This is a genomic window from Salmonella sp. SAL04196 (assembly GCF_046550835.1).
In the GTDB taxonomy this organism is placed as follows: domain Bacteria; phylum Pseudomonadota; class Gammaproteobacteria; order Enterobacterales; family Enterobacteriaceae; genus Salmonella; species Salmonella enterica.
On record NZ_JBGDXE010000001.1, the window covers coordinates 294453 to 319930 of the forward strand.

At 52.2% G+C, this 25478-nt stretch carries 25 protein-coding genes and 1 pseudogene; 20 read left to right on the forward strand and 6 right to left on the reverse strand.

All coding sequences use genetic code 11. The annotated features are described in order from the left end of the window. Positions 1 to 33: 33 nt before the first annotated feature. Together ftnA and ACLJPE_RS01500 are read right to left on the reverse strand one after the other, a co-directional pair. Positions 34 to 531, reverse strand: coding sequence for a non-heme ferritin (gene ftnA / locus ACLJPE_RS01495; protein WP_000920619.1), 498 nt, complete (start codon positions 529 to 531; stop codon positions 34 to 36). Positions 532 to 770: 239 nt separating this feature from the next. Continuing rightward, complete coding sequence (locus ACLJPE_RS01500; protein WP_000803229.1) at positions 771 to 1106, reverse strand: YecR-like lipofamily protein; 336 nt, start codon at positions 1104 to 1106, stop codon at positions 771 to 773. Between the two features lie 255 nt (positions 1107 to 1361). Between ACLJPE_RS01500 and ACLJPE_RS01505 the strand changes: the two genes are divergently transcribed. Further along, entirely contained in the window at positions 1362 to 2000 is a 639-nt protein-coding gene (locus tag ACLJPE_RS01505) for an RpiB/LacA/LacB family sugar-phosphate isomerase (protein ID WP_000684804.1), read from the forward strand. 178 nt (positions 2001 to 2178) lie between these two features. On the opposite strand, the gene ACLJPE_RS01510 is transcribed toward ACLJPE_RS01505, so the two are convergent. Beyond that, entirely contained in the window at positions 2179 to 2682 is a 504-nt protein-coding gene (locus ACLJPE_RS01510) for a non-heme ferritin-like protein (RefSeq protein WP_000741707.1), read from the reverse strand. A gap of 557 nt (positions 2683 to 3239) precedes the next feature. Here ACLJPE_RS01510 and ACLJPE_RS01515 point away from each other — a divergent pair. From ACLJPE_RS01515 to otsA, 4 genes and pseudogenes are all read left to right on the forward strand, one after another. Next, on the forward strand, positions 3240 to 3797 hold the full coding sequence (locus ACLJPE_RS01515) for a DJ-1/PfpI family protein (RefSeq protein ID WP_039514046.1): 558 nt from the start codon (positions 3240 to 3242) through the stop codon (positions 3795 to 3797). Between the two features lie 228 nt (positions 3798 to 4025). Continuing rightward, positions 4026 to 4210: pseudogene (gene araH, locus ACLJPE_RS01520) on the forward strand (L-arabinose ABC transporter permease AraH); the annotation flags it as partial. Positions 4211 to 4432: 222 nt separating this feature from the next. Further along, a complete protein-coding gene (gene otsB / locus ACLJPE_RS01525) occupies positions 4433 to 5236 on the forward strand; it encodes a trehalose-phosphatase (protein WP_000840114.1) in 804 nt (267 codons plus the stop codon). Further along, positions 5211 to 6632, forward strand: coding sequence for an alpha,alpha-trehalose-phosphate synthase (otsA, locus tag ACLJPE_RS01530; RefSeq protein WP_000089042.1), 1422 nt, complete (start codon positions 5211 to 5213; stop codon positions 6630 to 6632). Before otsB ends, otsA begins: the two co-directional genes overlap by 26 nt. Positions 6633 to 6649: 17 nt before the next feature. On the opposite strand, the gene uspC is transcribed toward otsA, so the two are convergent. Then, positions 6650 to 7078, reverse strand: a complete 429-nt coding sequence (gene uspC, locus ACLJPE_RS01535; protein WP_000122606.1) for a universal stress protein UspC — start codon at positions 7076 to 7078, stop codon at positions 6650 to 6652. After that, positions 7075 to 7191 carry a hypothetical protein gene (locus ACLJPE_RS01540; protein ID WP_031601778.1) on the reverse strand — a complete coding sequence of 39 codons (117 nt, stop codon included), beginning with the start codon at positions 7189 to 7191 and terminating at the stop codon, positions 7075 to 7077. Before ACLJPE_RS01540 ends, uspC begins: the two co-directional genes overlap by 4 nt. Positions 7192 to 7873: 682 nt before the next feature. Between ACLJPE_RS01540 and flhD the strand changes: the two genes are divergently transcribed. From flhD to ACLJPE_RS01615, 15 genes are all read left to right on the forward strand, one after another. After that, complete coding sequence (gene flhD, locus ACLJPE_RS01545; protein WP_001518146.1) at positions 7874 to 8215, forward strand: flagellar transcriptional regulator FlhD; 342 nt, start codon at positions 7874 to 7876, stop codon at positions 8213 to 8215. Next, entirely contained in the window at positions 8212 to 8796 is a 585-nt protein-coding gene (flhC, locus tag ACLJPE_RS01550) for a flagellar transcriptional regulator FlhC (protein WP_000605987.1), read from the forward strand. Before flhD ends, flhC begins: the two co-directional genes overlap by 4 nt. 124 nt (positions 8797 to 8920) lie before the next feature. Further along, positions 8921 to 9808: a flagellar motor stator protein MotA gene (gene motA, locus ACLJPE_RS01555; RefSeq protein ID WP_000906312.1), complete on the forward strand. Its 888-nt coding sequence runs from the start codon at positions 8921 to 8923 to the stop codon at positions 9806 to 9808. Continuing rightward, the gene (gene motB / locus ACLJPE_RS01560; protein ID WP_000795653.1) at positions 9805 to 10734 is read left to right on the forward strand and encodes a flagellar motor protein MotB; all 930 of its coding nucleotides are present in this window, start codon (positions 9805 to 9807) and stop codon (positions 10732 to 10734) included. The genes motA and motB overlap by 4 nt, the downstream gene beginning before the upstream one ends. 4 nt (positions 10735 to 10738) lie before the next feature. Next, positions 10739 to 12754 carry a chemotaxis protein CheA gene (gene cheA, locus ACLJPE_RS01565; RefSeq protein WP_023212500.1) on the forward strand — a complete coding sequence of 672 codons (2016 nt, stop codon included), beginning with the start codon at positions 10739 to 10741 and terminating at the stop codon, positions 12752 to 12754. Between the two features lie 20 nt (positions 12755 to 12774). Beyond that, the gene (cheW, locus tag ACLJPE_RS01570; RefSeq protein WP_000147295.1) at positions 12775 to 13278 is read left to right on the forward strand and encodes a chemotaxis protein CheW; all 504 of its coding nucleotides are present in this window, start codon (positions 12775 to 12777) and stop codon (positions 13276 to 13278) included. 236 nt (positions 13279 to 13514) lie between these two features. After that, complete coding sequence (gene tar / locus ACLJPE_RS01575; RefSeq protein WP_000483279.1) at positions 13515 to 15176, forward strand: methyl-accepting chemotaxis protein II; 1662 nt, start codon at positions 13515 to 13517, stop codon at positions 15174 to 15176. Between the two features lie 153 nt (positions 15177 to 15329). Further along, on the forward strand, positions 15330 to 16196 hold the full coding sequence (gene cheR / locus ACLJPE_RS01580) for a protein-glutamate O-methyltransferase CheR (protein ID WP_031601849.1): 867 nt from the start codon (positions 15330 to 15332) through the stop codon (positions 16194 to 16196). After that, positions 16193 to 17242 carry a protein-glutamate methylesterase/protein glutamine deamidase gene (gene cheB / locus ACLJPE_RS01585; RefSeq protein ID WP_000036395.1) on the forward strand — a complete coding sequence of 350 codons (1050 nt, stop codon included), beginning with the start codon at positions 16193 to 16195 and terminating at the stop codon, positions 17240 to 17242. The genes cheR and cheB overlap by 4 nt, the downstream gene beginning before the upstream one ends. 17 nt (positions 17243 to 17259) lie before the next feature. Then, positions 17260 to 17649, forward strand: a complete 390-nt coding sequence (cheY, locus tag ACLJPE_RS01590) for a chemotaxis response regulator CheY (protein WP_000763861.1) — start codon at positions 17260 to 17262, stop codon at positions 17647 to 17649. A 10-nt stretch (positions 17650 to 17659) separates the two neighbouring features. Further along, positions 17660 to 18304: a protein phosphatase CheZ gene (gene cheZ / locus ACLJPE_RS01595; protein WP_000983586.1), complete on the forward strand. Its 645-nt coding sequence runs from the start codon at positions 17660 to 17662 to the stop codon at positions 18302 to 18304. Between the two features lie 193 nt (positions 18305 to 18497). After that, positions 18498 to 19649: a flagellar biosynthesis protein FlhB gene (flhB, locus tag ACLJPE_RS01600; RefSeq protein WP_000797084.1), complete on the forward strand. Its 1152-nt coding sequence runs from the start codon at positions 18498 to 18500 to the stop codon at positions 19647 to 19649. After that, positions 19642 to 21720, forward strand: coding sequence for a flagellar biosynthesis protein FlhA (gene flhA, locus ACLJPE_RS01605; RefSeq protein WP_000002386.1), 2079 nt, complete (start codon positions 19642 to 19644; stop codon positions 21718 to 21720). Before flhB ends, flhA begins: the two co-directional genes overlap by 8 nt. Beyond that, positions 21720 to 22112 (forward strand): flagellar protein FlhE, encoded by a 393-nt coding sequence (gene flhe, locus ACLJPE_RS01610; RefSeq protein ID WP_001233619.1) that lies wholly within the window; start codon positions 21720 to 21722, stop codon positions 22110 to 22112. Before flhA ends, flhe begins: the two co-directional genes overlap by 1 nt. A 236-nt stretch (positions 22113 to 22348) precedes the next feature. Continuing rightward, positions 22349 to 23488 carry a glycoside hydrolase family 105 protein gene (locus ACLJPE_RS01615; protein ID WP_000989909.1) on the forward strand — a complete coding sequence of 380 codons (1140 nt, stop codon included), beginning with the start codon at positions 22349 to 22351 and terminating at the stop codon, positions 23486 to 23488. Between the two features lie 53 nt (positions 23489 to 23541). Here ACLJPE_RS01615 and mrdA read toward each other — a convergent pair whose 3' ends face one another. Beyond that, complete coding sequence (gene mrdA, locus ACLJPE_RS01620) at positions 23542 to 25413, reverse strand: penicillin-binding protein 2 (protein WP_031601848.1); 1872 nt, start codon at positions 25411 to 25413, stop codon at positions 23542 to 23544. Positions 25414 to 25478 lie beyond the last annotated feature (65 nt).

The following is a 25478-nucleotide window of genomic DNA, read 5'->3' on the forward strand; positions in this document are numbered from 1 at the left end:
AGAGCTCGTCTCACCGTGTAAGGACGTGTTGGATTAATTTTGCGTATCCAGTGTGGAGAGTTCTTTATCAATGAAATAAAGCCCTTCGCCGCTTTTTCCCGCCAGCGTTAATTTATCAATAATAGATTTGAACAGTTTTTCTTCTTCATGCTGTTCTGCCACATACCACTGCAAGAAATTAAATGTCGGATAATCCTGGCTGGTCATTGCGGCATGAGCCAGTTCATTAATTTTTTGCGTAATAAGCTGCTCATGCTCATAGGTCGCGCGGAACAGCTCATCCAGTGAGGTGTACTCAGCGAAGGGCGAAGAAACGGTATTAATGCGCGGCAGGCTTCCGGTATCGGTAAGGTAGTCAAACAGGCGCTGCATATGCGTCATCTCTTCTTGCGCATGGCGACGAAGAAATGCGGCCGCGCCTTCAAAACTGTGATAGCTGCACCACGCGCTCATTTGTTGATAGAGCAGGGAGGAGTACAACTCCAGATTCATTTGCTCATTCAGTTTGTCGATCATTTCTGTTTTCAGCATGGTTCCGCTCCACAAATAGCAAAAGATATACAGTAATGTGGCGCCACTATAATTTGTTATTTTATTATTTGCAAAAGGTAAAATATTAAATTTAATTATTAAAAATACGAATGGGAATAAAACGCATTAACGCCAGTGTATAGGGTATAAAAATAAAGGAAAGCCAGCACCTTCATGCTGGCAATAGCGACCTTGCACTCTCCTCCATTGTAGATGGTGTCGGCGTTAAGCCAGCCGCCTTAATAATAAAGCGGCATGATTTGCGGGACGGCAACGCCCCGGCACTGCCAGGAGAGGGTAAATCGGGTGTTCAGACACAACGAGCCCGCATAAATGCTACAGGTTCCTACCGGCTGACCAAACGAAACGGCATCGGCATAGCCCATCTGCTGGCATTCGCGTGTTGCGGTCCCGTGAGATACATAGTCATCTGTCCGTGAAGTAAAAAATAGCGGCTGGTTATACGTCAGGCGCACGATGCCGCTTATCGGGCTGGCTTCGCTGACCTGCGCTTGTCGAGTAATGGTGCATCCCGTCAGGGCTAGCAGTGAAAGAGTAAAAATAAGAGGCTTCATAAAATCGCTCCGACAATTCGGTATCAGACCATGCTACCTCGTGTCTTGCACCGTCAATGGCTGGAATAACTTACGGATTCGCCTTGATTAAAGGTAACGGCAGGAGGCTTACAGCGGGAACAGAAAATGTGTGAGCGTCTCTTCATTTAATGAAACTTGGTTTCATTAAATTTGAATGCGTGTTCTTAAGTGTGTAGTGTGGGCAAAACGTCATGATTTACGCAGGCAAGACCGTCTGCATTCAGGAGGAACACGATGAAAATTGCACTGATGATGGAAAATAGCCAGGCCAGCAAAAATGCCATCATTTATAACGAACTTAGCGCCGTCGCCAATGAAAAGGGATTTCCCGTTTTTAACGTCGGCATGTGCGACGAAAATGACCATCACCTGACGTACATTCATTTAGGCATCATGGCGAGTATTCTGCTTAATGCAAACGCGGTTGATTTTGTGGTTACTGGCTGTGGCACCGGGCAGGGCGCGCTGATGTCGTTAAATATTCATCCTGGTGTCATTTGTGGCTATTGCATCGATCCGGCAGATGCTTTTCTGTTTGCGCAGATCAACAACGGCAATGCGTTGTCCCTGCCATTTGCGAAAGGCTTTGGCTGGGGCGCTGAGCTGAACGTGCGTTTCATCTTTGAAAAAGCGTTTACCGGGCGTAAAGGCGAGGGGTATCCGCCTGAGCGCAAAGCGCCGCAGGTACGCAATGCGGGCATTTTGAACCAGGTTAAGGCCGCGGTCGTCAAAGAGAATTATCTGGATACACTACGGGCTATCGATCCTGAACTGGTTAAAACGGCGGTTTCAGGGCCGCGTTTCCAGCAATGTTTGTTTGAAAACGGCCAGAATAAAGAAATAGAAGCGTTTGTACGTGAGATGCTGGGGTAATGCCCGGACAAGACAGAGACGTTTCGCGCCTGTCGGCTGGCATGATGTGCCGATAATACGCCAGTAGCGACAGGCGCCACCTCTGGCAAACAGACCAGAAACGGTGTAGGCCGGATAAGCTGCTTCGCGTTGCTATCCGGCTAATAACGTCTCAATATTGTCGCTCGGGGTGCCGCTATCAGTGATGCTGATAGGTCACGACGTTAAGGAGATGCTGATCGGTTTGCGCCAGGCATAACCCTGCTCGTTTAGCGCTGCGAACTTCTTCGAGAATAGTTTGTAAAAGTACGCCATCCTGCTGCTGCTCTTTTTCCAGGGTATGGAGAAAATCGAGCGTTGAGGCATCATTCAGCGCTTTCGCTTCATCTGCCAGACGCGACAGCGTGCTGGCGCGTTGCTGATAATCCTCCAGGGTTTTCTGGAACAATTCTTCCAGAGAGCAGAGCTCTTCACCCGGAACGTCAATGGCTTTAACGATAGGGGTGGCGCCGGCGTTTTTCATAAAATTAAACATGCGCATCATTTGCGTCACGTTGCCTTGCGCCTGGGTACGAAGAAAGGTGGCGGTGCCTGTTAAACTGTGTTCAGAACACCATTCGCTTAGATGGAGGTAAAGATTTGATGCGTAAAACTCAAGGTTCATTGGCGTGTTGAGCTTTTGAACCATTCCTACAGCTGCCATAACAATATCCTTATTTCCAGAAAGTGTTGATGTGCATGACAGACGAGAATGCAACGGGTCGTTGTCACTTTCTTACATCTATCATCTATGCACAATAAATACTCTTAGCAGAAGAACTCCGTTCCGCCAGTCCCTTATGCGATCTCATTTCCTGTTTATCGATCGGTAATGAGAATAGCGCGTCAATAAAAATAAGAAAATCCTTAAATGCAATTGTTTATCTTTTTTTACATTTTCAGCGGTGTGATTTTTTTAGGTGTAATGATTTTTGGTGTGGAGTAGTTGCAACTGTTTGAAAGTTAAATGATATTATATAGATTTATAATTTATGAAACATTGTTTTAGATCATGGGGCGAGCCTTTCAAGTATGGTAATTTCAATAAAATAAACATTAGCCAGTCTGGATATCACACGCATAAACGGTTGAGAGCAAATATGCCTGTTTTTATAAACTAGCCGATTTTGCGGTAGATCATTTTTAATGTCATTAATCATACGAGCACGTTATTCGGTTGAGCGCAGTTTTGATGGGTGACTCGTTAACAAGGAGCAGTCAATGAAAAAGGTCGCGGTGCTGTTGGTACCAGGATTTGAAGAAGCAGAGGCCATTGTTACTCTTGATATTCTGCGACGTTTGCATATCGACGTCGAAACGCTGGCGTGTGCTGAATCACGGGCGGTGGTGAGTTACCATGATATTCCTATGGTTGCGGACAGCACGCTGAGTGAACGCCAGCAGGCGCTTTTCGATGCGGTAGTGCTGCCGGGCGGTCCGCAGGGGAGCGCTAATCTGGCGGCTAATCCGGCGGTGATCGCTTTCGTTGCGCGTCATGATGCGGCAGGCAAATTAATTTGTCCTATCTGTTCCGCGGCGGCAAGGGTGCTGGGTGCTCACGGATTGCTGAAGGGGCGTCGTTATGTCTGTTCCGGCGACCTGTGGAAAGCGGTTCCGGAAGGTGTCTATGTGGATGCGCCCGTTGTTGAAGATGGTAATTTAATTAGCGGCAAAGGCTTGGGGCATGTCTTTGATTTCGCGCTAACCCTTTCCGCCAGACTGCTGGGAGACGATGTGCCGGTTCGCGAACAGGCTGAACATATCTATTATTCCTGGTAATCGTTATTCACCCAGGGCCGTAAGGATTAGCTGGCTGATGTTATGGATTAATGTGCTGGCTTTCCTGCCTTTTGGCTGATGAATTCGCTCTGGGTTATGTCATTTTTCGCTAAAACTATTCCTGCCATCAGCATTTATCTAATGAATGAAAGATAGTGCACCGTTTTACGTCTTCTCTAACAAGAATCGTTTGACTTTACCCTACATAAAAAACGCTAAAGCTGGTCAATGACTTCCCTGGGTTATGAGTTAATCGTTATTTCTGCGGGTGTCTTAGGGGGGGGGTATTCCTGAAAGGCGGCCTCGGAAAAGTCTCATATGTGGTGGCGAGCGTACTGATATCAGGAACGGTGGAGAACGCGATGAACCTGTTCAACATTTCACCTTTTGCACAGTACGTGGTTCGCGGCTGAATCCTTCTGGCAGCAGTTATCTTCGACCATTATAAGCAAAAAGCGAAGCGTACGATTTGATGAATTAACACTCAACTAAACAGTATAGCTTCACGTCATCGCCAGCCGCTACCCTGGCTGGCGATGGTCTTTCTAAATGGCGAGCAGCGTCACACTGTCTATACTTACATGACTAATGAGACCGTTTGTGAGTCTCAATATGATGATAAGGAGGAGACCAGGGTGGCAGAACCGTTAACCGTATCCCCCGAACTCACTGCGAACTATGCGTATTTTTTTGACCTTGATGGCACATTGGCAGAGATAAAGCCTCATCCCGATCAGGTAGTGGTACCGCATAAAATCCTTCAGTTGTTAGACCGTCTCGCGGCGCACAACGCAGGGGCACTGGCATTGATTTCAGGGCGTTCAATGACTGAGCTGGATGCTTTGGCGAAGCCTTTTCGCTTTCCGCTCGCTGGCGTTCACGGGGCAGAGCGTCGTGACATCAATGGTAAAACCCATATCGTGCGCCTTCCTGAAGCGGTAGTCCGTGAGGTGGAGGCGTTATTACGTTCGACGCTTGTAGCGCTGCCCGGAACGGAGCTGGAGACGAAGGGGATGGCGTTTGCGCTGCACTACCGTCAGGCTCCGGAACATGAAGCGGCGCTATTGGCGCTTGCGCAACACGTTACGCAGCACTGGCCGCAACTGGCGTTGCAGCCTGGTAAATGTGTTGTGGAAATCAAACCTAAGGGAACCAATAAAGGCGAAGCGATTGCCGCCTTTATGCAGGAGGCGCCCTTTGCGGGACGGATTCCCGTTTTTGTGGGCGACGATTTGACCGATGAGGCTGGCTTTGGCGTGGTGAATCACGCTGGCGGAATTTCCGTAAAAGTGGGCGTCGGGGCAACCCAGGCGGCATGGCGGCTGGAAAGCGTACCCGATGTCTGGCGCTGGCTGGAGCAAATCAATTATCCACAACAAGAACAACAAGTAATGAATAACAGGAGAGATGGCTATGAGTCGTTTAGTCGTAGTATCTAATCGAATTGCCCCCCCGGATAATAAAGGCGGCGCCGGCGGCCTCGCCGTTGGCGTGCTTGGCGCGCTAAAAGCGGCTGGCGGGTTGTGGTTCGGCTGGAGTGGCGAGACAGGTAACGAGGATGAGCCATTAAAAAAGGTGACAAAAGGTAATATTACCTGGGCATCGTTTAACCTGAGTGAACAAGATTACGAAGATTATTACTGTCAATTTTCCAATGCGGTTCTCTGGCCTGCGTTCCATTATCGTCTGGACCTGGTACAGTTTCAGCGTCCTGCATGGGAAGGCTATATGCGGGTGAATGCGTTATTAGCGGATAAGTTATTGCCCCTCATTAAAGAGAACGACATCATTTGGGTGCATGACTACCACCTGTTACCGTTCGCCAGCGAGCTGCGTAAACGCGGCGTGAACAACCGAATTGGTTTTTTCCTGCATATTCCATTCCCGACCCCGGAGATTTTTAACGCTTTACCGCCGCATGATGAACTGCTGGAGCAGTTGTGTGACTTTGATCTGCTCGGGTTCCAGACAGAAAATGATCGCCTGGCTTTTCTGGATAGCCTTTCGAGTCAAACGCGAGTCACGACTCGCAGCGGCAAGCAGCATATCGCGTGGGGTAAAGACTTCCAGACAGAAGTGTATCCTATCGGTATTGAGCCCGATGAGATTGCTCTGCAGGCAGCCGGGCCGTTGCCGCCTAAACTGGCGCAGCTCAAGGCGGAACTGAAAAATGTGAAGAATATTTTTTCCGTTGAGCGGCTGGATTATTCGAAAGGGCTGCCGGAACGCTTTCTGGCGTATGAAGCGCTACTGGAAAACTACCCGCAGCATCGGGGAAAAATTCGTTATACCCAAATTGCGCCTACGTCACGCGGCGAAGTACAGGCATATCAGGATATTCGCCACCAGCTTGAGACGGAAGCAGGCCGGATTAATGGGAAATATGGACAATTGGGCTGGACGCCGCTCTATTATCTGAATCAGCATTTTGACCGTAAACTGTTAATGAAGATATTCCGTTATTCAGACGTCGGGCTCGTCACCCCGTTGCGTGACGGGATGAACCTGGTGGCGAAAGAGTTTGTCGCCGCGCAGGACCCCGCTAATCCTGGCGTACTGGTACTGTCACAGTTTGCCGGCGCGGCGAATGAACTGACGTCGGCGTTAATCGTCAATCCTTACGATCGGGATGACGTGGCGGCGGCGCTCAATCGTGCGTTAACGATGCCCCTTGCCGAGCGTATTTCGCGCCATGCGGAAATGCTGGACGTGATCGTTAAAAATGACATTAACCGCTGGCAGGAGCGTTTTATTCATGACCTAAAGGAGGTCACGCCGCGTAGCCCTGAGCGTCAGCAGCAGAACAACGTGGCGACGTTCCCTAAGCTGGCCTGAAATATTGCGAGCGGCGACTAGTCGCCCGCTAACGGCACCAGCAACACATCTACCTGGCTGGCGCTGACGACACTTTTTGCCGAGCAGGACGCGCGCGAAAAGAAACTGTGGTTATGGTTGCCGCAAATGACCAGATCAACATGGTGTTTGCGGCACACAGCCAAAATATGCTGGCTTAACTCACCTGATGCGATGAAAGTTTGTTCAATCGGATAATCCGCCTTTTCCCCCAGCATCTTAAGAAAATTCTCAGTTTCCTCATGCATAACCGCGCGTAAATCCTCCATCATGGGCGCGGCGAACTGGTTATACAGTTCGGGATCGGAAGCGAGAGTAATCAGGCTTACTTTCGCCTGAACAGGGCGGGCGATAGAGACCGCTTTAGCCAGTAGCTGGTGACTTTCCGGGGTGACGGCAACGGCGACAAGAATATGGGTGTAGCTCATAACTCGCTCCTTGATTGCAAGAATATGAGATTGTGCTTTAGCTTTACTCTGTTTAGCGCATTTCTGCAATGCGTTAATGCCACATTAATGTGAAGGACATCATAATTAATCATTAATTATTCTTATGTAAAGAATCGTGGCATAAGACACTTTTTACACACCACCAGGATGCTTTATTTAAACGGGTGAACAAGGAAAGCTAAAAGTTAAATCAAATGAGCTTATTTTTAACAGAGGAGGGCGTATGCTGTGACGAGATTAATTAATAACGTTTAATATTTAAGCCACTGTTTACTAAAGGTAAAATAGAATCGTTTCTAAAATAGAAATAATAGCCTGTTATCTATTATCCTGGCGTTATTTTAACAGAGAGAAACAAAAAAGAATTTGGTGTTGACGTCCCCCTATTCAGCAGTGTGGAATAGAAAAAGTGAACATTAGGTTATTAATTAAACAAAGTAAAAGCCATGCTGATGGTTTTATAGTAAGTATTCTGTTAAATTATGTGATCTACATCACATATTTTCTAAAATCGCCGTCCCGCTCCGTTGTATGTCACGAAGCTGACGAGTAGAGTTGCGTCGAATTAGGAAAAATCTTAGGCATTTGTAAAAATTGATGTAAACGTGTAAGGCGAATCTCAGTGGGAAGCTGCGTTATACGTCACAATGTCCACAATGTCTGAGCGCTGCTATGCATTTGACCTTTTTGCTTCTTTTACCGGGCCTTCCCGGCGACATCACGGGGTGCGGCTACGTCGCACAAAAATAAAGTTGGTTATTCTGGATGGGAACAATGCATACATCCGAGTTGCTAAAACACATTTATGACATCAATTTGTCATATTTACTCCTTGCACAGCGTTTGATCGTCCAGGACAAAGCATCTGCGATGTTCCGCCTCGGTATCAACGAAGAGATGGCAAACACACTGGGCGCGTTGACCTTGCCGCAGATGGTCAAACTGGCGGAGACGAACCAGTTAGTTTGTCATTTCCGGTTTGACGATCATCAGACGATCACCCGTTTGACTCAGGATTCGCGCGTCGATGATTTACAGCAGATTCACACAGGTATCATGCTTTCAACGCGTCTGCTCAATGAAGTGGACGATACGGCGCGTAAGAAAAGGGCATGATAATGAGTGAAAAAAGCATTGTTCAGGAAGCTCGCGATATCCAGTTGGCGATGGAGTTGATTAATCTTGGCGCTCGTCTACAAATGCTGGAAAGCGAAACACAGCTCAGCCGTGGTCGCCTCATCAGGCTGTACAAAGAATTACGCGGTAGCCCGCCGCCTAAAGGGATGCTGCCATTTTCGACAGACTGGTTTATGACCTGGGAGCAAAATATTCATGCCTCCATGTTCTGCAACGCCTGGCAATTTTTACTGAAGACCGGCTTATGCAGCGGTGTGGATGCGGTGATTAAAGCTTATCGGCTTTATCTTGAGCAGTGTCCGCAACCGCCTGAAGGGCCGTTGTTGGCGCTGACTCGCGCATGGACGCTGGTGCGTTTTGTTGAAAGTGGGTTGCTTGAATTGTCGAGCTGTAACTGCTGCGGTGGGAACTTTATTACCCATGCGCATCAGCCCGTGGGCAGCTTTGCGTGTAGTTTATGCCAGCCGCCATCCCGCGCAGTAAAAAGACGTAAACTTTCCCGAGATGCTGCCGATATTATTCCACAACTGCTGGATGAACAGATCGAACAGGCTGTTTAACCGAAACGGTGTGGACAAACACTCCAGCAGCGGTAAGTCATTACCGCTGCTTTTTTTTGCCTTGCCTTCGCGTTAATCGCCCGACTGCGCATCCTGTCATAGTCAACAGCGGAAGGATGATGTCGTGCTTATCTTATTAGGTTACCTGGTGGTTATCGGTACAGTTTTCGGCGGTTATGTCATGACCGGCGGACACCTTGGGGCACTCTATCAACCTGCTGAACTGGTCATCATTGGCGGCGCGGGGATAGGGGCGTTCATTGTCGGCAACAACGGGAAGGCCATCAAAGGCACGATGAAAGCGATCCCGTTGTTATTTCGTCGTTCGAAATACACGAAATCTATGTACATGGATTTGCTGGCGTTGCTCTATCGCCTGATGGCCAAATCACGCCAGCAGGGGATGTTCTCCCTTGAACGCGATATTGAAAATCCGAAAGAGAGTGAAATCTTCGCCAGTTATCCGCGTATTCTGGCCGATGCGGTAATGCTTGATTTTATTGTCGATTATCTGCGCCTGATCATCAGCGGCAACATGAATACGTTCGAAATTGAAGCGTTGATGGATGAAGAGATTGAAACCCATGAAAGCGAGGCGGAAGTCCCGGCCAACAGCCTGGCGATGGTGGGGGATTCGCTGCCTGCCTTTGGTATCGTCGCGGCGGTAATGGGGGTGGTTCACGCTCTGGCTTCAGCCGATCGTCCGGCAGCGGAGTTGGGGGCGCTGATTGCCCATGCCATGGTAGGTACGTTCCTCGGTATTTTACTGGCTTATGGATTCATTTCACCGTTAGCGACCGTTTTGCGCCAGAAGAGCGCCGAAACCACCAAGATGATGCAGTGCGTAAAAATTACACTGCTGTCTAATCTGAACGGCTATGCGCCGCCGATTGCCGTGGAATTTGGTCGTAAAACGCTTTATTCCAGTGAGCGTCCATCGTTTATTGAGTTGGAAGAACATGTTCGCGCAGTGAGAAACCCAAACCAGCAGCAGACGACTGAGGAAGCATGAAAAATCAGGCTCATCCCATTGTCGTCGTAAAACGCCGCAGGCACAAACCGCACGGCGGCGGGGCGCACGGTTCCTGGAAAATTGCCTACGCCGATTTTATGACGGCGATGATGGCTTTTTTTCTGGTGATGTGGCTGATTTCCATCTCCAGCCCTAAAGAATTAATTCAGATTGCCGAATATTTTCGTACGCCGTTGGCCACCGCGGTCACGGGGGGGAACCGGATTGCCAATAGCGAGAGCCCGATACCAGGCGGCGGCGATGATTACACCCAACAGCAGGGTGAAGTGGAAAAGCAGCCGAATATCGACGAGCTGAAAAAACGGATGGAGCAGAGTCGCTTAAACAAACTGCGCGGCGATCTGGATCAACTGATCGAGTCCGATCCCAAACTGCGCGCGTTACGTCCGCATCTGAAAATTGATTTAGTTCAGGAGGGGTTGCGCATCCAGATTATCGACAGCCAGAACCGCCCGATGTTTAAAACCGGCAGCGCCGAAGTTGAGCCGTATATGCGCGATATCCTGCGTGCGATTGCGCCAGTGTTAAACGGTATACCTAATCGCATTAGCCTGGCCGGCCATACCGATGACTTTCCCTACGCGAACGGCGAAAAAGGCTATAGCAACTGGGAGTTATCCGCCGATCGCGCCAATGCCTCTCGTCGCGAACTGGTCGCTGGCGGGCTGGATAACGGAAAAGTATTACGGGTGGTTGGCATGGCCGCCACGATGCGGCTGAGCGATCGCGGTCCTGATGACGCCATCAACCGCCGTATAAGCCTGCTGGTGTTAAACAAACAGGCGGAACAGGCCATTTTGCATGAAAACGCTGAAAGCCAGAATGAGCCGGTAAGTGTATTACAACAGCCTGCGGCAGCCCCGCCGGCAAGCGTACCCACATCGCCAAAAGCGGAACCGAGGTGATAGCGTGAGCATGGATATTAGCGATTTTTATCAGACATTTTTTGATGAAGCTGACGAGCTGTTGGCTGATATGGAGCAGCATCTGCTGGATTTGGTGCCGGAATCCCCGGACGCTGAACAACTGAACGCCATTTTTCGCGCGGCGCACTCCATTAAAGGCGGCGCGGGCACATTCGGCTTCACTATTCTGCAGGAAACCACGCATTTAATGGAAAACCTGCTGGATGAAGCCCGACGCGGTGAAATGCAGCTCAATACCGACATTATCAACCTGTTTTTGGAAACGAAAGATATTATGCAGGAACAGCTCGACGCCTATAAAAACTCCGAAGAGCCGGATGCCGCAAGCTTCGAATATATCTGCAATGCGCTACGCCAGTTGGCGCTGGAGGCGAAAGGCGAAACCACGCCGGCGGTCGTAGAAACCGCGGCACTAAGCGCGGCGATCCAGGAAGAGAGCGTAGCCGAAACCGAATCGCCTCGTGACGAGAGTAAACTGCGCATTGTACTTTCACGGTTGAAAGCCAATGAGGTCGATCTGCTTGAAGAAGAGTTGGGCAATCTGGCTACTCTGACGGATGTCGTTAAGGGAACGGATTCACTGTCGGCAACTCTGGATGGCAGCGTCGCGGAAGATGACATTGTCGCGGTGCTCTGTTTTGTCATTGAGGCCGATCAGATCGCTTTTGAAAAAGTGGTCGCCGCGCCGGTTGAAAAAGCGCAAGAGAAAACCGAGGTAGCGCCGGTAGCGTCTCCGGCAGTCGTTGCGCCAGCCGCCAAAAGCGCGGCGCATGAACATCATGCGGGGCGTGAAAAACCTGCGCGTGAACGCGAGTCCACCAGCATTCGCGTGGCGGTAGAGAAAGTGGATCAGCTTATAAACCTGGTCGGCGAGTTAGTGATTACCCAGTCAATGTTGGCCCAGCGTTCTAACGAGCTGGACCCGGTAAACCACGGCGATCTCATTACCAGTATGGGTCAGTTACAACGTAACGCCCGCGACTTACAAGAGTCGGTGATGTCGATTCGCATGATGCCTATGGAGTACGTCTTCAGCCGTTTCCCGCGTCTGGTACGCGATTTAGCGGGCAAACTGGGCAAGCAGGTAGAGCTGACGCTGGTGGGGAGCTCCACTGAACTTGATAAAAGCCTGATCGAACGCATTATCGACCCGCTGACGCACCTGGTGCGCAACAGTCTCGACCACGGGATTGAAATGCCGGAAAAACGCCTTGAGGCGGGGAAAAATGTTGTCGGCAATCTGATCCTTTCCGCAGAACATCAGGGCGGGAATATTTGTATTGAAGTGACCGATGACGGCGCGGGGCTTAACCGTGAGCGTATCCTGGCGAAGGCCATGTCGCAGGGGATGGCGGTGAATGAAAACATGACCGACGATGAAGTAGGCATGTTGATCTTCGCGCCGGGATTCTCAACTGCGGAACAGGTCACGGATGTCTCCGGTCGCGGCGTTGGCATGGATGTGGTGAAACGTAACATTCAGGAGATGGGCGGTCACGTTGAGATCCAGTCAAAGCAAGGCTCCGGCACCACGATTCGTATTCTGCTGCCGCTGACGCTGGCCATCCTCGATGGGATGTCGGTTCGCGTGGCGGGGGAAGTTTTTATCCTGCCGTTGAATGCGGTGATGGAGTCGCTGCAACCGCGTGAAGAGGATCTTCATCCGCTGGCGGGCGGCGAACGGGTTCTGGAAGTTCGCGGCGAGTATTTGCCGCTGGTCGAATTGTGGAAAGTGTTTGACGTGGACGGGGCGAAAACCGAAGCCACGCAGGGCATTGTTGTGATCCTGCAAAGCGCGGGACGCCGTTACGCGCTGCTGGTCGATCAGCTCATCGGTCAGCACCAGGTGGTGGTCAAAAATCTGGAAAGCAATTATCGCAAGGTACCGGGGATTTCCGCCGCGACGATCCTGGGCGACGGCAGCGTCGCGCTGATTGTTGATGTTTCCGCATTGCAGGGTTTAAACCGCGAACAACGTATGGCGATCACAGCCGCCTGATTGAGTGAGAAGGGAATAATATGACCGGTATGAGTAATGTAAGCAAACTGGCCGGCGAGCCGTCAGGTCAGGAATTCCTGGTGTTTACACTGGGAAATGAAGAGTACGGCATCGATATCCTGAAAGTGCAGGAGATCCGTGGCTATGACCAGGTGACGCGCATCGCCAATACTCCGGCCTTTATAAAAGGGGTGACTAACCTGCGCGGCGTGATTGTCCCCATTGTCGATCTGCGCGTGAAATTCTGCGAAGGCGACGTAGAGTACGATGACAATACGGTAGTGATCGTACTGAATCTGGGGCAACGCGTCGTCGGGATAGTGGTAGACGGCGTGTCTGACGTACTGTCGTTAACGGCGGAACAAATCCGTCCGGCGCCAGAATTTGCCGTGACCTTGTCAACAGAATATTTGACGGGATTGGGCGCGCTCGGCGAGCGTATGCTGATTCTGGTGAATATCGAAAAACTGCTTAACAGCGAAGAGATGGCGCTGCTGGATATCGCAGCATCACACGTCGCGTAATAACGTTGCCGGATGGCGTCGCGCCATCCGGCAATATTCACCGTTATGCTTCCGCCAGCGGTGAGAGTGCCTCTTCATCGCCCGCGCCCAGCCCCTGCATTTTGCGCCGGCATCGCCGCTGCGACACTGTTATTGTCAATATCGTCTTCCGGAACAGCGTATTTCCTTTTTGCAAAAGTAAAGTTATCACCGCAGGTGCCGATAACGTTGATAACTCGTTATCAGGAAGGTGCCTTATGTTTAACCGTATCCGCGTTGTCACAATGCTGATGATGGTGCTGGGGGTTTTCGCACTGCTACAGCTTGTTTCCGGTGGTTTGCTGTTTTCTTCATTACAGCATAACCAGCAAGGTTTTGTTATTTCTAACGAATTACGCCAGCAACAAAGCGAACTCACGTCGACATGGGACTTAATGCTGCAAACGCGCATTAACCTGAGCCGCTCCGCCGCACGCATGATGATGGACGCTTCTAACCAGCAGAGCAGCGCCAAAACGGATTTACTCCAGAATGCAAAAACGACCCTCGCACAGGCGGCGGCGCACTACGCCAATTTCAAAAACATGACGCCATTGCCAGCGATGGCGGAGGCCAGCGCGAACGTCGATGAAAAATATCAGCGCTATCAGGCCGCATTAACCGAACTTATTCAGTTTCTGGACAATGGCAATATGGATGCCTACTTCGCCCAGCCAACCCAGGGAATGCAAAACGCGTTGGGCGAGGCGCTGGGCAATTACGCCCGGGTGAGCGAAAACCTGTACCGCCAGACATTTGATCAAAGCGCTCATGACTACCGTTTTGCGCAATGGCAACTGGGGGTTCTTGCGGTCGTGCTGGTGCTGATTTTGATGGTGGTTTGGTTCGGCATTCGTCATGCCCTGCTTAACCCATTAGCGCGAGTGATTACTCATATCCGTGAAATTGCCAGCGGCGATCTGACGAAAACGCTCACCGTCTCAGGACGTAATGAAATTGGCGAACTGGCGGGAACGGTTGAACATATGCAACGCTCGCTGATTGACACCGTGACGCAGGTTCGTGAAGGTTCGGATGCGATTTATTCCGGCACCAGTGAAATTGCCGCCGGTAATACCGACCTCTCTTCCCGTACCGAACAGCAGGCCTCCGCTCTGGAGGAGACGGCTGCCAGCATGGAACAACTGACGGCCACCGTGAAGCAAAACGCCGATAACGCCCGTCAGGCTTCGCAACTGGCGCAAAGCGCCTCCGAGACCGCGCGTCATGGCGGCAAAGTGGTCGACGGCGTGGTAAACACTATGCACGAAATTGCCGACAGTTCGAAAAAAATCGCTGACATTATCAGCGTTATCGACGGTATTGCCTTCCAGACTAACATTCTGGCGCTGAACGCGGCGGTAGAAGCGGCGCGCGCGGGAGAGCAGGGGCGCGGTTTTGCGGTCGTGGCAGGCGAGGTGCGTAATCTGGCCAGCCGCAGCGCCCAGGCGGCGAAAGAAATAAAAGCGTTGATTGAAGATTCCGTCTCGCGTGTCGATACCGGTTCTGTGCTGGTGGAAAGCGCCGGGGAAACCATGACTGACATCGTCAATGCCGTTACACGCGTCACGGATATCATGGGCGAAATCGCCTCCGCCTCGGATGAGCAAAGCCGGGGTATCGATCAGGTCGCTTTGGCCGTTTCCGAAATGGATCGCGTAACGCAACAGAACGCCTCGCTGGTTCAGGAATCCGCAGCGGCCGCCGCCGCGCTGGAAGAGCAGGCCAGCCGTCTGACCCAGGCGGTATCGGCTTTCCGCCTGGCATCGCGACCGCTGGCGGTAAATAAACCTGAGATGCGTTTGTCAGTGGACGCTCAGTCCGGCAATACGCCGCGGCCCTTAGCCGCCGGGGATGATGCGAACTGGGAAACCTTCTGATCGACGTGTGCTGTCGGTTCTCGATTAATTTGCGAACCCGCCGATCCCTTTCGTCTGGTTCGCATAGATAAAAGCAAAAAATGTGTAATACGGGAAGCATGGCGCTGCCGCAGGGCGCGCCCGTTGTATTTTGAATGTGATTAAGAAGGCGCTATGACATCATCTCTGCCCCCCGGGCAAACGTCAGTATTGTTACAGATGACACAGCGCCTCGCGCTGTCCGACGCGCATTTTCGTCGGATATGTCAATTAATCTACCAGCGCGCAGGGATCGTGCTGGCCGACCATAAGCGGGATATGGTTTATAACCGACTGGTCCGTCGGCTGCGTACCCTAGGACTGGATGATTTTGGCCGTTATCTCAGTATGCTGGAGTCTAACCAAAACAGCGCTGAGTGGCAGGCTTTTATCAACGCTCTGACTACCAACCTGACCGCTTTTTTTCGCGAGGCGCACCATTTTCCCATCCTTGCGGAACATGCGCGTCGCCGCCACGGCGAGTACCGCGTCTGGAGTGCGGCGGCATCGACAGGAGAAGAACCTTACAGTATCGCCATTACGCTGGCGGATGCGTTGGGGATGGCCCCCGGTCGCTGGAAAGTATTCGCCAGCGATATTGATACTGAAGTGCTGGAAAAAGCGAGAAGCGGTATTTATCGCCTCAGCGAACTGAAAACGTTATCGCCGCAGCAGCTACAACGTTATTTCATGCGCGGTACGGGGCCGCATGAAGGACTGGTGCGCGTGCGTCAGGAACTGGCCAATTATGTTGAATTTTCCTCCGTTAATTTGTTGGAAAAGCAGTACAACGTACCTGGTCCCTTTGACGCGATTTTTTGCCGTAACGTCATGATCTATTTTGATAAAACGACTCAGGAGGACATTCTGCGCCGTTTTGTTCCACTCCTTAAACCTGACGGACTGTTGTTTGCCGGTCACTCAGAAAACTTTAGCAACCTCGTGCGCGAGTTTAGCCTGCGCGGACAGACGGTGTATGCGCTAAGTAAGGATAAAGCATGAGTAAAATCAGGGTATTGTCAGTTGATGATTCCGCGCTAATGCGCCAAATCATGACTGAAATTATTAATAGCCATAGCGACATGGAGATGGTGGCGACTGCGCCGGACCCGTTGGTCGCCAGGGATCTCATCAAAAAATTTAATCCGGACGTATTGACCCTGGACGTTGAGATGCCGCGTATGGACGGCCTCGATTTTCTGGAAAAACTGATGCGCCTGCGACCGATGCCGGTGGTGATGGTCTCTTCGCTGACCGGTAAAGGTTCCGAAGTGACGCTACGGGCGCTGGAGTTGGGGGCCATCGATTTTGTCACTAAACCGCAGCTTGGCATTCGTGAAGGTATGCTGGCGTATAGCGAGATGATCGCCGAAAAAGTGCGTACCGCCGCGCGGGCCCGCATCGCCGCACATAAACCGGTGGCGGCCCCGGCAACCTTAAAAGCCGGTCCGCTCCTCAGTTCGGAGAAACTGATTGCTATCGGCGCTTCAACGGGCGGTACTGAAGCTATCCGACATGTGCTGCAACCGCTGCCGCTTTCCAGTCCGGCAGTGATTATTACGCAGCATATGCCGCCTGGCTTTACCCGCTCGTTTGCCGAGCGCCTGAATAAACTCTGTCAAATCAGCGTGAAGGAGGCCGAGGACGGCGAACGCGTATTGCCAGGTCATGCCTACATTGCGCCCGGCGACAAGCATATGGAGCTGGCGCGTAGCGGGGCGAATTATCAAATCAAAATTCATGATGGCCCGCCGGTAAACCGGCATCGGCCTTCCGTGGATGTGCTGTTTCATTCGGTGGCGAAACACGCGGGGCGCAACGCCGTAGGCGTCATTCTTACGGGGATGGGCAACGATGGCGCCGCTGGAATGTTAGCGATGTACCAGGCTGGCGCCTGGACCATTGCGCAAAACGAAGCAAGTTGTGTGGTGTTCGGCATGCCGCGCGAGGCCATCAATATGGGTGGCGTAAGCGAAGTGGTCGATCTTAGCCAGGTAAGCCAGCAGATGCTGGCGAAAATCAGTGCCGGACAGGCGATACGTATTTGAACCAGGAGTAGTATTTTATGGCGGATAAAGAGCTTAAATTTTTGGTTGTGGATGACTTTTCGACCATGCGTCGTATCGTGCGCAACCTCTTAAAAGAGCTTGGATTTAACAATGTGGAAGAGGCCGAAGACGGCGTCGATGCACTGAACAAGCTCCAGGCGGGCGGCTTTGGTTTTATTATCTCCGACTGGAACATGCCGAACATGGATGGCCTGGAGCTGCTGAAAACCATTCGCGCCGATAGCGCCATGTCGGCGTTACCCGTGTTGATGGTCACGGCGGAAGCCAAAAAAGAGAATATTATCGCCGCCGCACAGGCTGGCGCCAGCGGTTATGTCGTAAAACCGTTCACCGCAGCGACTCTGGAAGAGAAGCTCAACAAAATCTTTGAGAAACTGGGCATGTGAGGATGCGATGATGATGCAACCATCTATCAAGCCTGCTGATGAAGGCTCAGCAGGAGACATCATTGCGCGCATCGGTAGTCTGACCCGAATGCTGCGCGACAGCCTGCGTGAACTGGGGCTGGACCAGGCGATTGCCGAAGCGGCGGAGGCGATCCCTGATGCGCGCGACCGTCTGGATTACGTCGTCCAGATGACGGCGCAGGCGGCGGAACGCGCGCTAAACAGTGTCGAAGCTTCGCAGCCGCATCAGGATGCGATGGAAAAAGAGGCGAAAGCGCTAACCCAACGTTGGGACGAGTGGTTTGACAATCCGATCGAGCTTTCCGACGCCCGTGAACTGGTGACGGATACGCGCCAGTTTCTCAGGGATGTCCCGGGCCATACTAGTTTTACTAACGCGCAACTGCTGGACATCATGATGGCGCAGGATTTCCAGGATCTGACGGGTCAGGTGATCAAACGCATGATGGACGTGATTCAGGAGATTGAGCGCCAGTTGTTAATGGTGCTGCTGGAAAACATCCCGGAACAGAGCGCGCGACCAAAACGCGAGAACGAAAGCTTACTCAACGGCCCGCAGGTGGATACTTCGAAAGCTGGCGTCGTTGCCAGTCAGGATCAGGTGGACGACCTGCTGGACAGTCTTGGCTTTTAAGCTTTTTTGACCTGATGGCGCGGCGCTTATCGGGTCCGAATCCGTCAACCAGGCCGGATACGAGACTTTCTTATCGTATCCGGCTATCTCTATTAACGCCATAAACCCCGCCTTTTTTACCGCTTACTCTGCCCATTGGCGTAAAGCGGTTCTGGCATCATTCTCGCTTATCAATCTATCCAGGGTTTGCTGCGTGGCAGAAGAGAGCGACGACGACAAAACAGAAGCCCCCACCCCCCACCGACTTGAAAAAGCGCGGGAAGAAGGGCAGATCCCCCGTTCCAGAGAACTGACCTCACTGCTGATATTGCTGGTGGGCGTTTGTATTATTTGGTTCGGCGGCGAGTCGTTAGCGCGGCAGCTGGCGGGAATGCTTTCAGCAGGCCTGCACTTCGATCACCGTATGGTGAACGATCCTAACCTGATCCTGGGGCAGATAATTTTGCTGATTAAAGCGGCGATGATGGCACTGCTACCGCTCATCGCGGGCGTGGTGCTGGTGGCGCTTATCTCGCCGGTTATGCTTGGCGGCCTGATTTTTAGCGGTAAGTCGCTACAGCCAAAATTTTCTAAATTAAACCCGCTGCCGGGAATTAAGCGCATGTTTTCGGCGCAGACCGGCGCGGAACTGCTAAAAGCGGTGTTGAAATCCACGCTGGTCGGCTGCGTTACCGGCTTTTATCTCTGGCATAACTGGCCGCAAATGATGCGTCTGATGGCGGAGTCGCCGATCGTCGCAATGGGGAATGCGCTGGATCTGGTTGGACTCTGCGCGTTACTGGTGGTACTGGGCGTGATTCCGATGGTGGGATTTGACGTGTTTTTCCAGATCTTTAGCCACCTGAAAAAATTACGCATGTCGCGACAGGACATTCGCGACGAATTTAAAGAGAGCGAAGGCGATCCGCATGTTAAGGGCAAAATTCGCCAGATGCAACGCGCCGCCGCGCAGCGCCGCATGATGGAAGATGTGCCGAAAGCGGACGTCATTGTCACTAACCCGACGCACTATTCCGTGGCGCTGCAGTATGACGAAAACAAAATGAGCGCGCCGAAAGTGGTCGCGAAGGGGGCTGGATTAATAGCGCTGCGCATTCGCGAGATCGGCGCTGAACATCGGGTTCCCACTTTAGAAGCGCCGCCGCTGGCGCGGGCATTATATCGCCACGCCGAAATTGGTCAGCAAATTCCCGGGCAGTTATATGCTGCCGTTGCGGAAGTGTTGGCCTGGGTCTGGCAGCTTAAACGCTGGCGGCTTGCGGGCGGGCAACGTCCTCCACAACCTGAGAACCTTCCGGTGCCAGAAGCGCTGGATTTTATGAACGAGAAGAATACTGATGGCTAATCTGGTCGCGATGCTGCGCCTGCCCAGCAACCTGAAATCGACGCAATGGCAAATTCTTGCCGGGCCGATCCTCATTCTGCTGATTTTGTCGATGATGGTGCTGCCGCTACCTGCTTTTATCCTCGACTTATTGTTTACCTTTAATATTGCGCTATCGATCATGGTGCTGCTGGTGGCGATGTTTACCCAGCGTACTCTGGATTTTGCCGCGTTTCCGACCATTCTGCTGTTTACCACGCTACTGCGTCTGGCGCTTAACGTAGCCTCAACGCGCATTATTTTGATGGAAGGGCATACCGGCGCGGCGGCGGCGGGAAAGGTGGTGGAGGCGTTTGGTCATTTCCTGGTCGGTGGTAACTTCGCGATCGGGATTGTGGTTTTTATCATCCTCGTCATTATCAACTTCATGGTCATCACCAAAGGCGCCGGACGTATTGCCGAAGTCGGCGCGCGCTTTGTGCTGGACGGTATGCCCGGCAAGCAAATGGCGATTGACGCCGATCTTAATGCCGGTCTGATTGGTGAAGACGAGGCCAAAAAACGGCGTTCGGAAGTCACTCAGGAAGCCGATTTCTACGGCTCGATGGACGGGGCAAGTAAATTTGTGCGCGGCGACGCCATCGCCGGTATTCTCATCATGGTCATTAACGTGGTAGGCGGGCTGCTGGTCGGCGTATTGCAGCACGGAATGAGCATAGGCAGCGCGGCGGAAAGCTACACCCTGCTGACCATTGGCGACGGCCTGGTCGCCCAGATCCCGGCGCTGGTTATCTCCACGGCGGCGGGCGTCATTGTGACCCGCGTCAGTACCGATCAGGATGTAGGCGAGCAGATGGTTGGCCAACTGTTCAGTAATCCAAGGGTGATGCTGCTGGCGGCGGCGGTGCTGGGGCTGCTTGGCATGGTGCCAGGAATGCCTAACCTGGTATTTTTACTCTTTACCGCCGCTTTGCTCGGCCTGGCATGGTGGCTGCGCGGGCGTGAAGAAAAAGCGCCGGAGGAGCCGCAGCCGGTAAAAATGCCGGAAAATAACTCGGTGGTCGAAGCCACCTGGAATGACGTACAGCTTGAGGATTCACTGGGGATGGAAGTGGGCTACCGCCTGATCCCGATGGTGGATTTTCAACAGGATGGCGAATTGCTCGGACGTATTCGCAGTATTCGTAAAAAATTCGCTCAGGATATGGGGTTCCTGCCGCCGGTTGTCCATATTCGCGACAATATGGATTTACAGCCTGCGCGCTACCGTATTTTGATGAAAGGGGTAGAGATTGGCAGCGGGGACGCCTATCCGGGACGCTGGCTGGCTATTAACCCCGGCACGGCGGCGGGAACGCTACCGGGTGAGAAAACCGTCGATCCAGCTTTTGGCCTTGATGCCATCTGGATTGAAAGCGCCCTGAAAGAGCAGGCGCAAATTCAGGGCTTTACCGTTGTTGAAGCCAGTACCGTTGTGGCGACGCACCTTAACCACTTGATTGGCCAATTCTCCGCCGAACTGTTTGGCCGCCAGGAAGCGCAGCAACTGTTGGATCGTGTCTCTCAGGAGATGCCTAAACTCACGGAAGATCTGGTCCCCGGCGTCGTGACCCTCACGACTTTACATAAAGTCCTGCAAAACTTACTGGCGGAAAAAGTCCCGATTCGCGATATGCGCACCATTCTGGAAACGCTGGCGGAACATGCGCCGTTACAAAGCGATCCGCATGAATTAACCGCCGTGGTACGCGTGGCATTAGGACGAGCGATTACGCAACAGTGGTTCCCCGGTAATGAAGAAGTGCAGGTGATTGGCCTGGATACCGCGCTGGAGCGTTTGCTGCTTCAGGCATTGCAGGGCGGCGGTGGACTTGAGCCGGGGTTGGCGGATCGCCTGCTGGCGCAGACGCAAGAGGCGCTTTCTCGCCAGGAGATGCTTGGCGCGCCGCCGGTATTACTGGTTAACCATGCGCTACGTCCATTATTGTCCCGCTTTTTGCGGCGCAGTTTACCGCAGCTGGTGGTGTTGTCGAACCTTGAGCTTTCCGATAACCGTCATATCCGCATGACGGCGACCATTGGAGGAAAATAATGCGTAAATGGCTGGCGTTGTTGCTCTTTCCCCTGACGGTTCAGGCCGCAGGCGAAGGCGCGTGGCAGGATAGCGGTATGGGCGTAACCTTAAATTACCGGGGCGTTTCCGCATCGTCTTCGCCATTGTCGGCGCGTCAGCCGGTTTCCGGTGTGATGACGTTGGTCGCCTGGCGTTATGAACTGAATGGCCCGACCCCCGCGGGCTTACGGGTACGTTTATGTTCCCAGTCCCGTTGCGTAGAACTTGATGGTCAGAGTGGCACGACCCACGGTTTTGCTCATGTTCCCGCAGTCGAGCCGCTCCGCTTTGTCTGGGAAGTCCCCGGCGGCGGCCGACTTATCCCGGCGTTAAAAGTGCGGAGCAATCAGGTGATTGTGAACTACCGCTAACCGCCCCTTTCTTTACCAGGTAACAGACCTGACTCTCTTTTTGAATAAATAGAAACACCGTTTTATAAAATGGTGAGGTAGGTTGCCGAACTCTTTGCGTTTTTGCCATTTACGCTCTGGCAATGGCAGAAACAAAAAGGTTTCCGCCCAGCTTAGCTTTTACTGTAGCGAATCGACTGCGTCGGCGGTAAAACTGCACGCAGCACTGAATTCGACATTACACAGAGGTTAAGCAAATGATGGTTTATCCAGTCAAACACAGTCCGCTATTGCGTCAGCCTGAGCATTTTATCGCCAGAGATGAACTAAAAGCCCTGGTGCAAAAGGTGACGCATAACCTGGTCAATATTAAAGATGAGACAGGCGAATTTTTATTGCGACTGGACGACGGACGCGTGATCGATACTAAAGGCTGGGCCGGATGGGAGTGGACGCACGGCGTGGGCCTGTACGGAATGTATCACTATTACCAACAGACCGGCGACCAGACGATGCGTAAGATCATTGATGACTGGTTTGCCGATCGTTTTGCGGAAGGCGCGACGACGAAAAACGTTAATACGATGGCGCCATTTTTAACGCTGGCGTATCGCTATGAAGAGACGCGTAATCCAGCGTATTTACCGTGGCTGGAAACGTGGGCCGAATGGGCGATGAATGAAATGCCCCGAACCGATCACGGTGGAATGCAGCACATCACGCTGGCGGAGGAAAATCATCAGCAGATGTGGGACGACACGCTAATGATGACGGTGCTGCCGCTGGCGAAAATCGGTAAGCTGCTGAACCGGCCGGAATATGTGGAAGAGGCAACCTATCAGTTCCTGCTACACGTGCAGAATTTGATGGATAAAGAGACGGGGCTGTGGTTCCACGGCTGGAGCTATGACGGTCATCATAACTTCGCTAACGCTCGCTGGGCGCGCGGCAACAGTTGGCTGACCATTGTGATCCCGGATTTTCTTGAACTGCTGGACTTGCCGGAAAATAATGCCGTGCGCCGTTACCTGGTCCAGGTACTGAATGCGCAGATCGCCGCGCTGGCGAAATGTCAGGATGAAAGCGGTTTGTGGCATACGCTGCTTGACGATCCGCACTCTTATCTTGAGGCGTCGGCGACGGCGGGTTTTGCCTACGGTATTCTTAAAGCGGTGCGCAAACGCTATGTCGGGCGGCACTATGCGCAGGTGGCGGAAAAAGCTATTCGGGGGATAGTGAAACATATCTCGCCGGAAGGTGAACTGCTGCAAACGTCATTTGGCACTGGCATGGGCCACGATCTCGATTTTTACCGTCATATTCCGTTGACCTCTATGCCTTACGGGCAGGCGATGGCTATGCTGTGTTTGACGGAATATCTGCGTAACTATTTCTGATGTATGCGGATATTCCGGTCGTATCCTTGTCTGATGGCGCTTTGCTTATTTGACTATGGCGCCTGACCCGACTGTGTGGTATCAGCCTGTGGATCAAACAGGTGGTCAAGGATTTTTCGCATGATGGGCGCGGCGGTAACGCCGTCGCTTCCGCCGTTTTCCAGAATCAAGGCAATAGCGACCTTAGGGTTTTTATACGGTGCAAAAGCGGTATAAAACACATGATCGCGCAGGCGAATGGGGATCATTTTCGCATTGTAGGTCTGATTTTCTTTCAGGCTAAACACCTGCGACGTGCCGCTTTTGGCCGCAATGCCGTAGGGCGCGGTGTGAAAGAACTTATAGCCCGTTCCGTTGGGTGCATTCGCCATGCCGTACATCGCCTGACGCACCAGTCCCCAGTATGGCGACGCCGGATCGGCTATCTGTGCCGGTGTTCCTGAAGGGCGATACGGAACCACCGTTTTGCCGCTCTCTTCATTGAGTAACAGGTGAGGGGCAATCACCTTACCGTTGTTGATGAGCGCCACCATCGCTTTTACCATCTGGATGGGGGTGGCAATCCAGTAGCCCTGGCCGATGCCGACAGAGATGGTATCGCCCTGATACCAGGCTTTTTTATGGACCCGCTGTTTCCATGCGCGGCTGGGAAGCAGCCCGTCATACTCTTCATTAAGGTCGATCCCCGTCGGTTTGCCATAGCCGAACTGAGACAACATCGTGTCGATACGGTCAATACCCATCATATAAGCAACCTGATAGAAAAAGGTATCCGCAGATTCCTCAATCGCTTTAGTGACATCCAGCATACCGTGTCCGGTTTTTTTCCAGTCCCGGTAATGCCGCTGCGTGCCGGGAAGCGTCCAGGTTGGCGCGCCAAAGAAGGTGGTTTGCGGCGTAATAATCCCGCTTAACAGCGCGGACATCGCCATATAGGGTTTAACCGTTGACGCCGGAGGATAAAGCCCTTGCGTCACGCGGTTGATCAGCGGCAGATTTTTATCGTGCAGCAGTTTGCCGTAATCCTGATAGCTAATGCCTTTTACAAAGGGGTTCGGATCGTAGCTGGGCATAGATACCATCGCCAGCACTGAACCATCGTGCGGATCTTCAACCAGTACGGCAGCACGCTGCCCGGCCAGCAAACTTTCAATGTACTCTTGTAAATGGAGATCCAGCGTCAGGTGAATGTTCTTACCCGCGATGGGAGGAACGTCTTTCAGCAGGCGGACAATACGCCCGTGATTATCCACCTCGACCTCCTGATAACCGGTTTTGCCATGAAGATCGTTTTCGTAGTAACGCTCAATCCCCTGTTTACCGATGTTATGGTCCGCCGCGTAATTCTCTGCCAGCCCTTTTTTATCCAGCGCTTTAAGGTCGTTATCGTTTATCTTTGACACGTAACCGAGAACATGCGCCAGCTCCGCGCCGTAAGGATACTGCCGATCCTGATAGCTATTGATCGTGACGCCGTTGAAATGAAACTGATTGACCGCAAAGCGTGCGATTTCAACATCCGTTAGCGCGTTTTTGAGCACTACCGGACGATAGCGGCTACTGGATTTTAGCGCGCGGCGAAAGTCGGCGATATCATCGGGGGAGAGATCAACAATAGGGGTGAGCTGTTTTAGCAGCGCATCCATATCGGCAATTTTATAGGGCGTAACCGCGATATCATACCAGGTTACGTTACGCACCAGCGGAATGCCGTTGCGATCGTAAATGATGCCGCGCGTGGGCGCGACGGGTAGCATCTTGATATCGTTCTCATTCGAACGGGTGGTGTAGTAGTGGTGCTGGCGGATTTGCAAGTTATAGAGGTTGAAGATCAGGATACCAAAGCAGACAACCACTACACCAAACGCCACAATCACACGTCTCAGGAAGAGTTTCTCTTCCGCATCAAAGTCTTTAAAAGTCATTACCTGTACCTGAACAATCCGCCGCCTAATGATACGGGGCGGTCAGCGCCAGCACAGGTAAAAGA

Coding starts and splice junctions, on each gene's coding strand:
- ftnA (WP_000920619.1), bottom strand. CDS start 531: ATGCTGAAAACAGAAATGATCGACAAACTGAATGAGCAAATGAATCTG.
- ACLJPE_RS01500 (WP_000803229.1), bottom strand. CDS start 1,106: ATGAAGCCTCTTATTTTTACTCTTTCACTGCTAGCCCTGACGGGATGC.
- ACLJPE_RS01505 (WP_000684804.1), top strand. CDS start 1,362: ATGAAAATTGCACTGATGATGGAAAATAGCCAGGCCAGCAAAAATGCC.
- ACLJPE_RS01510 (WP_000741707.1), bottom strand. CDS start 2,682: ATGGCAGCTGTAGGAATGGTTCAAAAGCTCAACACGCCAATGAACCTT.
- ACLJPE_RS01515 (WP_039514046.1), top strand. CDS start 3,240: ATGAAAAAGGTCGCGGTGCTGTTGGTACCAGGATTTGAAGAAGCAGAG.
- otsA (WP_000089042.1), top strand. CDS start 5,211: ATGAGTCGTTTAGTCGTAGTATCTAATCGAATTGCCCCCCCGGATAAT.
- uspC (WP_000122606.1), bottom strand. CDS start 7,078: ATGAGCTACACCCATATTCTTGTCGCCGTTGCCGTCACCCCGGAAAGT.
- ACLJPE_RS01540 (WP_031601778.1), bottom strand. CDS start 7,191: ATGATTAATTATGATGTCCTTCACATTAATGTGGCATTAACGCATTGC.
- flhD (WP_001518146.1), top strand. CDS start 7,874: ATGCATACATCCGAGTTGCTAAAACACATTTATGACATCAATTTGTCA.
- flhC (WP_000605987.1), top strand. CDS start 8,212: ATGATAATGAGTGAAAAAAGCATTGTTCAGGAAGCTCGCGATATCCAG.
- motB (WP_000795653.1), top strand. CDS start 9,805: ATGAAAAATCAGGCTCATCCCATTGTCGTCGTAAAACGCCGCAGGCAC.
- cheW (WP_000147295.1), top strand. CDS start 12,775: ATGACCGGTATGAGTAATGTAAGCAAACTGGCCGGCGAGCCGTCAGGT.
- tar (WP_000483279.1), top strand. CDS start 13,515: ATGTTTAACCGTATCCGCGTTGTCACAATGCTGATGATGGTGCTGGGG.
- cheR (WP_031601849.1), top strand. CDS start 15,330: ATGACATCATCTCTGCCCCCCGGGCAAACGTCAGTATTGTTACAGATG.
- cheB (WP_000036395.1), top strand. CDS start 16,193: ATGAGTAAAATCAGGGTATTGTCAGTTGATGATTCCGCGCTAATGCGC.
- cheY (WP_000763861.1), top strand. CDS start 17,260: ATGGCGGATAAAGAGCTTAAATTTTTGGTTGTGGATGACTTTTCGACC.
- cheZ (WP_000983586.1), top strand. CDS start 17,660: ATGATGCAACCATCTATCAAGCCTGCTGATGAAGGCTCAGCAGGAGAC.
- flhA (WP_000002386.1), top strand. CDS start 19,642: ATGGCTAATCTGGTCGCGATGCTGCGCCTGCCCAGCAACCTGAAATCG.
- flhe (WP_001233619.1), top strand. CDS start 21,720: ATGCGTAAATGGCTGGCGTTGTTGCTCTTTCCCCTGACGGTTCAGGCC.
- ACLJPE_RS01615 (WP_000989909.1), top strand. CDS start 22,349: ATGATGGTTTATCCAGTCAAACACAGTCCGCTATTGCGTCAGCCTGAG.
- mrdA (WP_031601848.1), bottom strand. CDS start 25,413: ATGACTTTTAAAGACTTTGATGCGGAAGAGAAACTCTTCCTGAGACGT.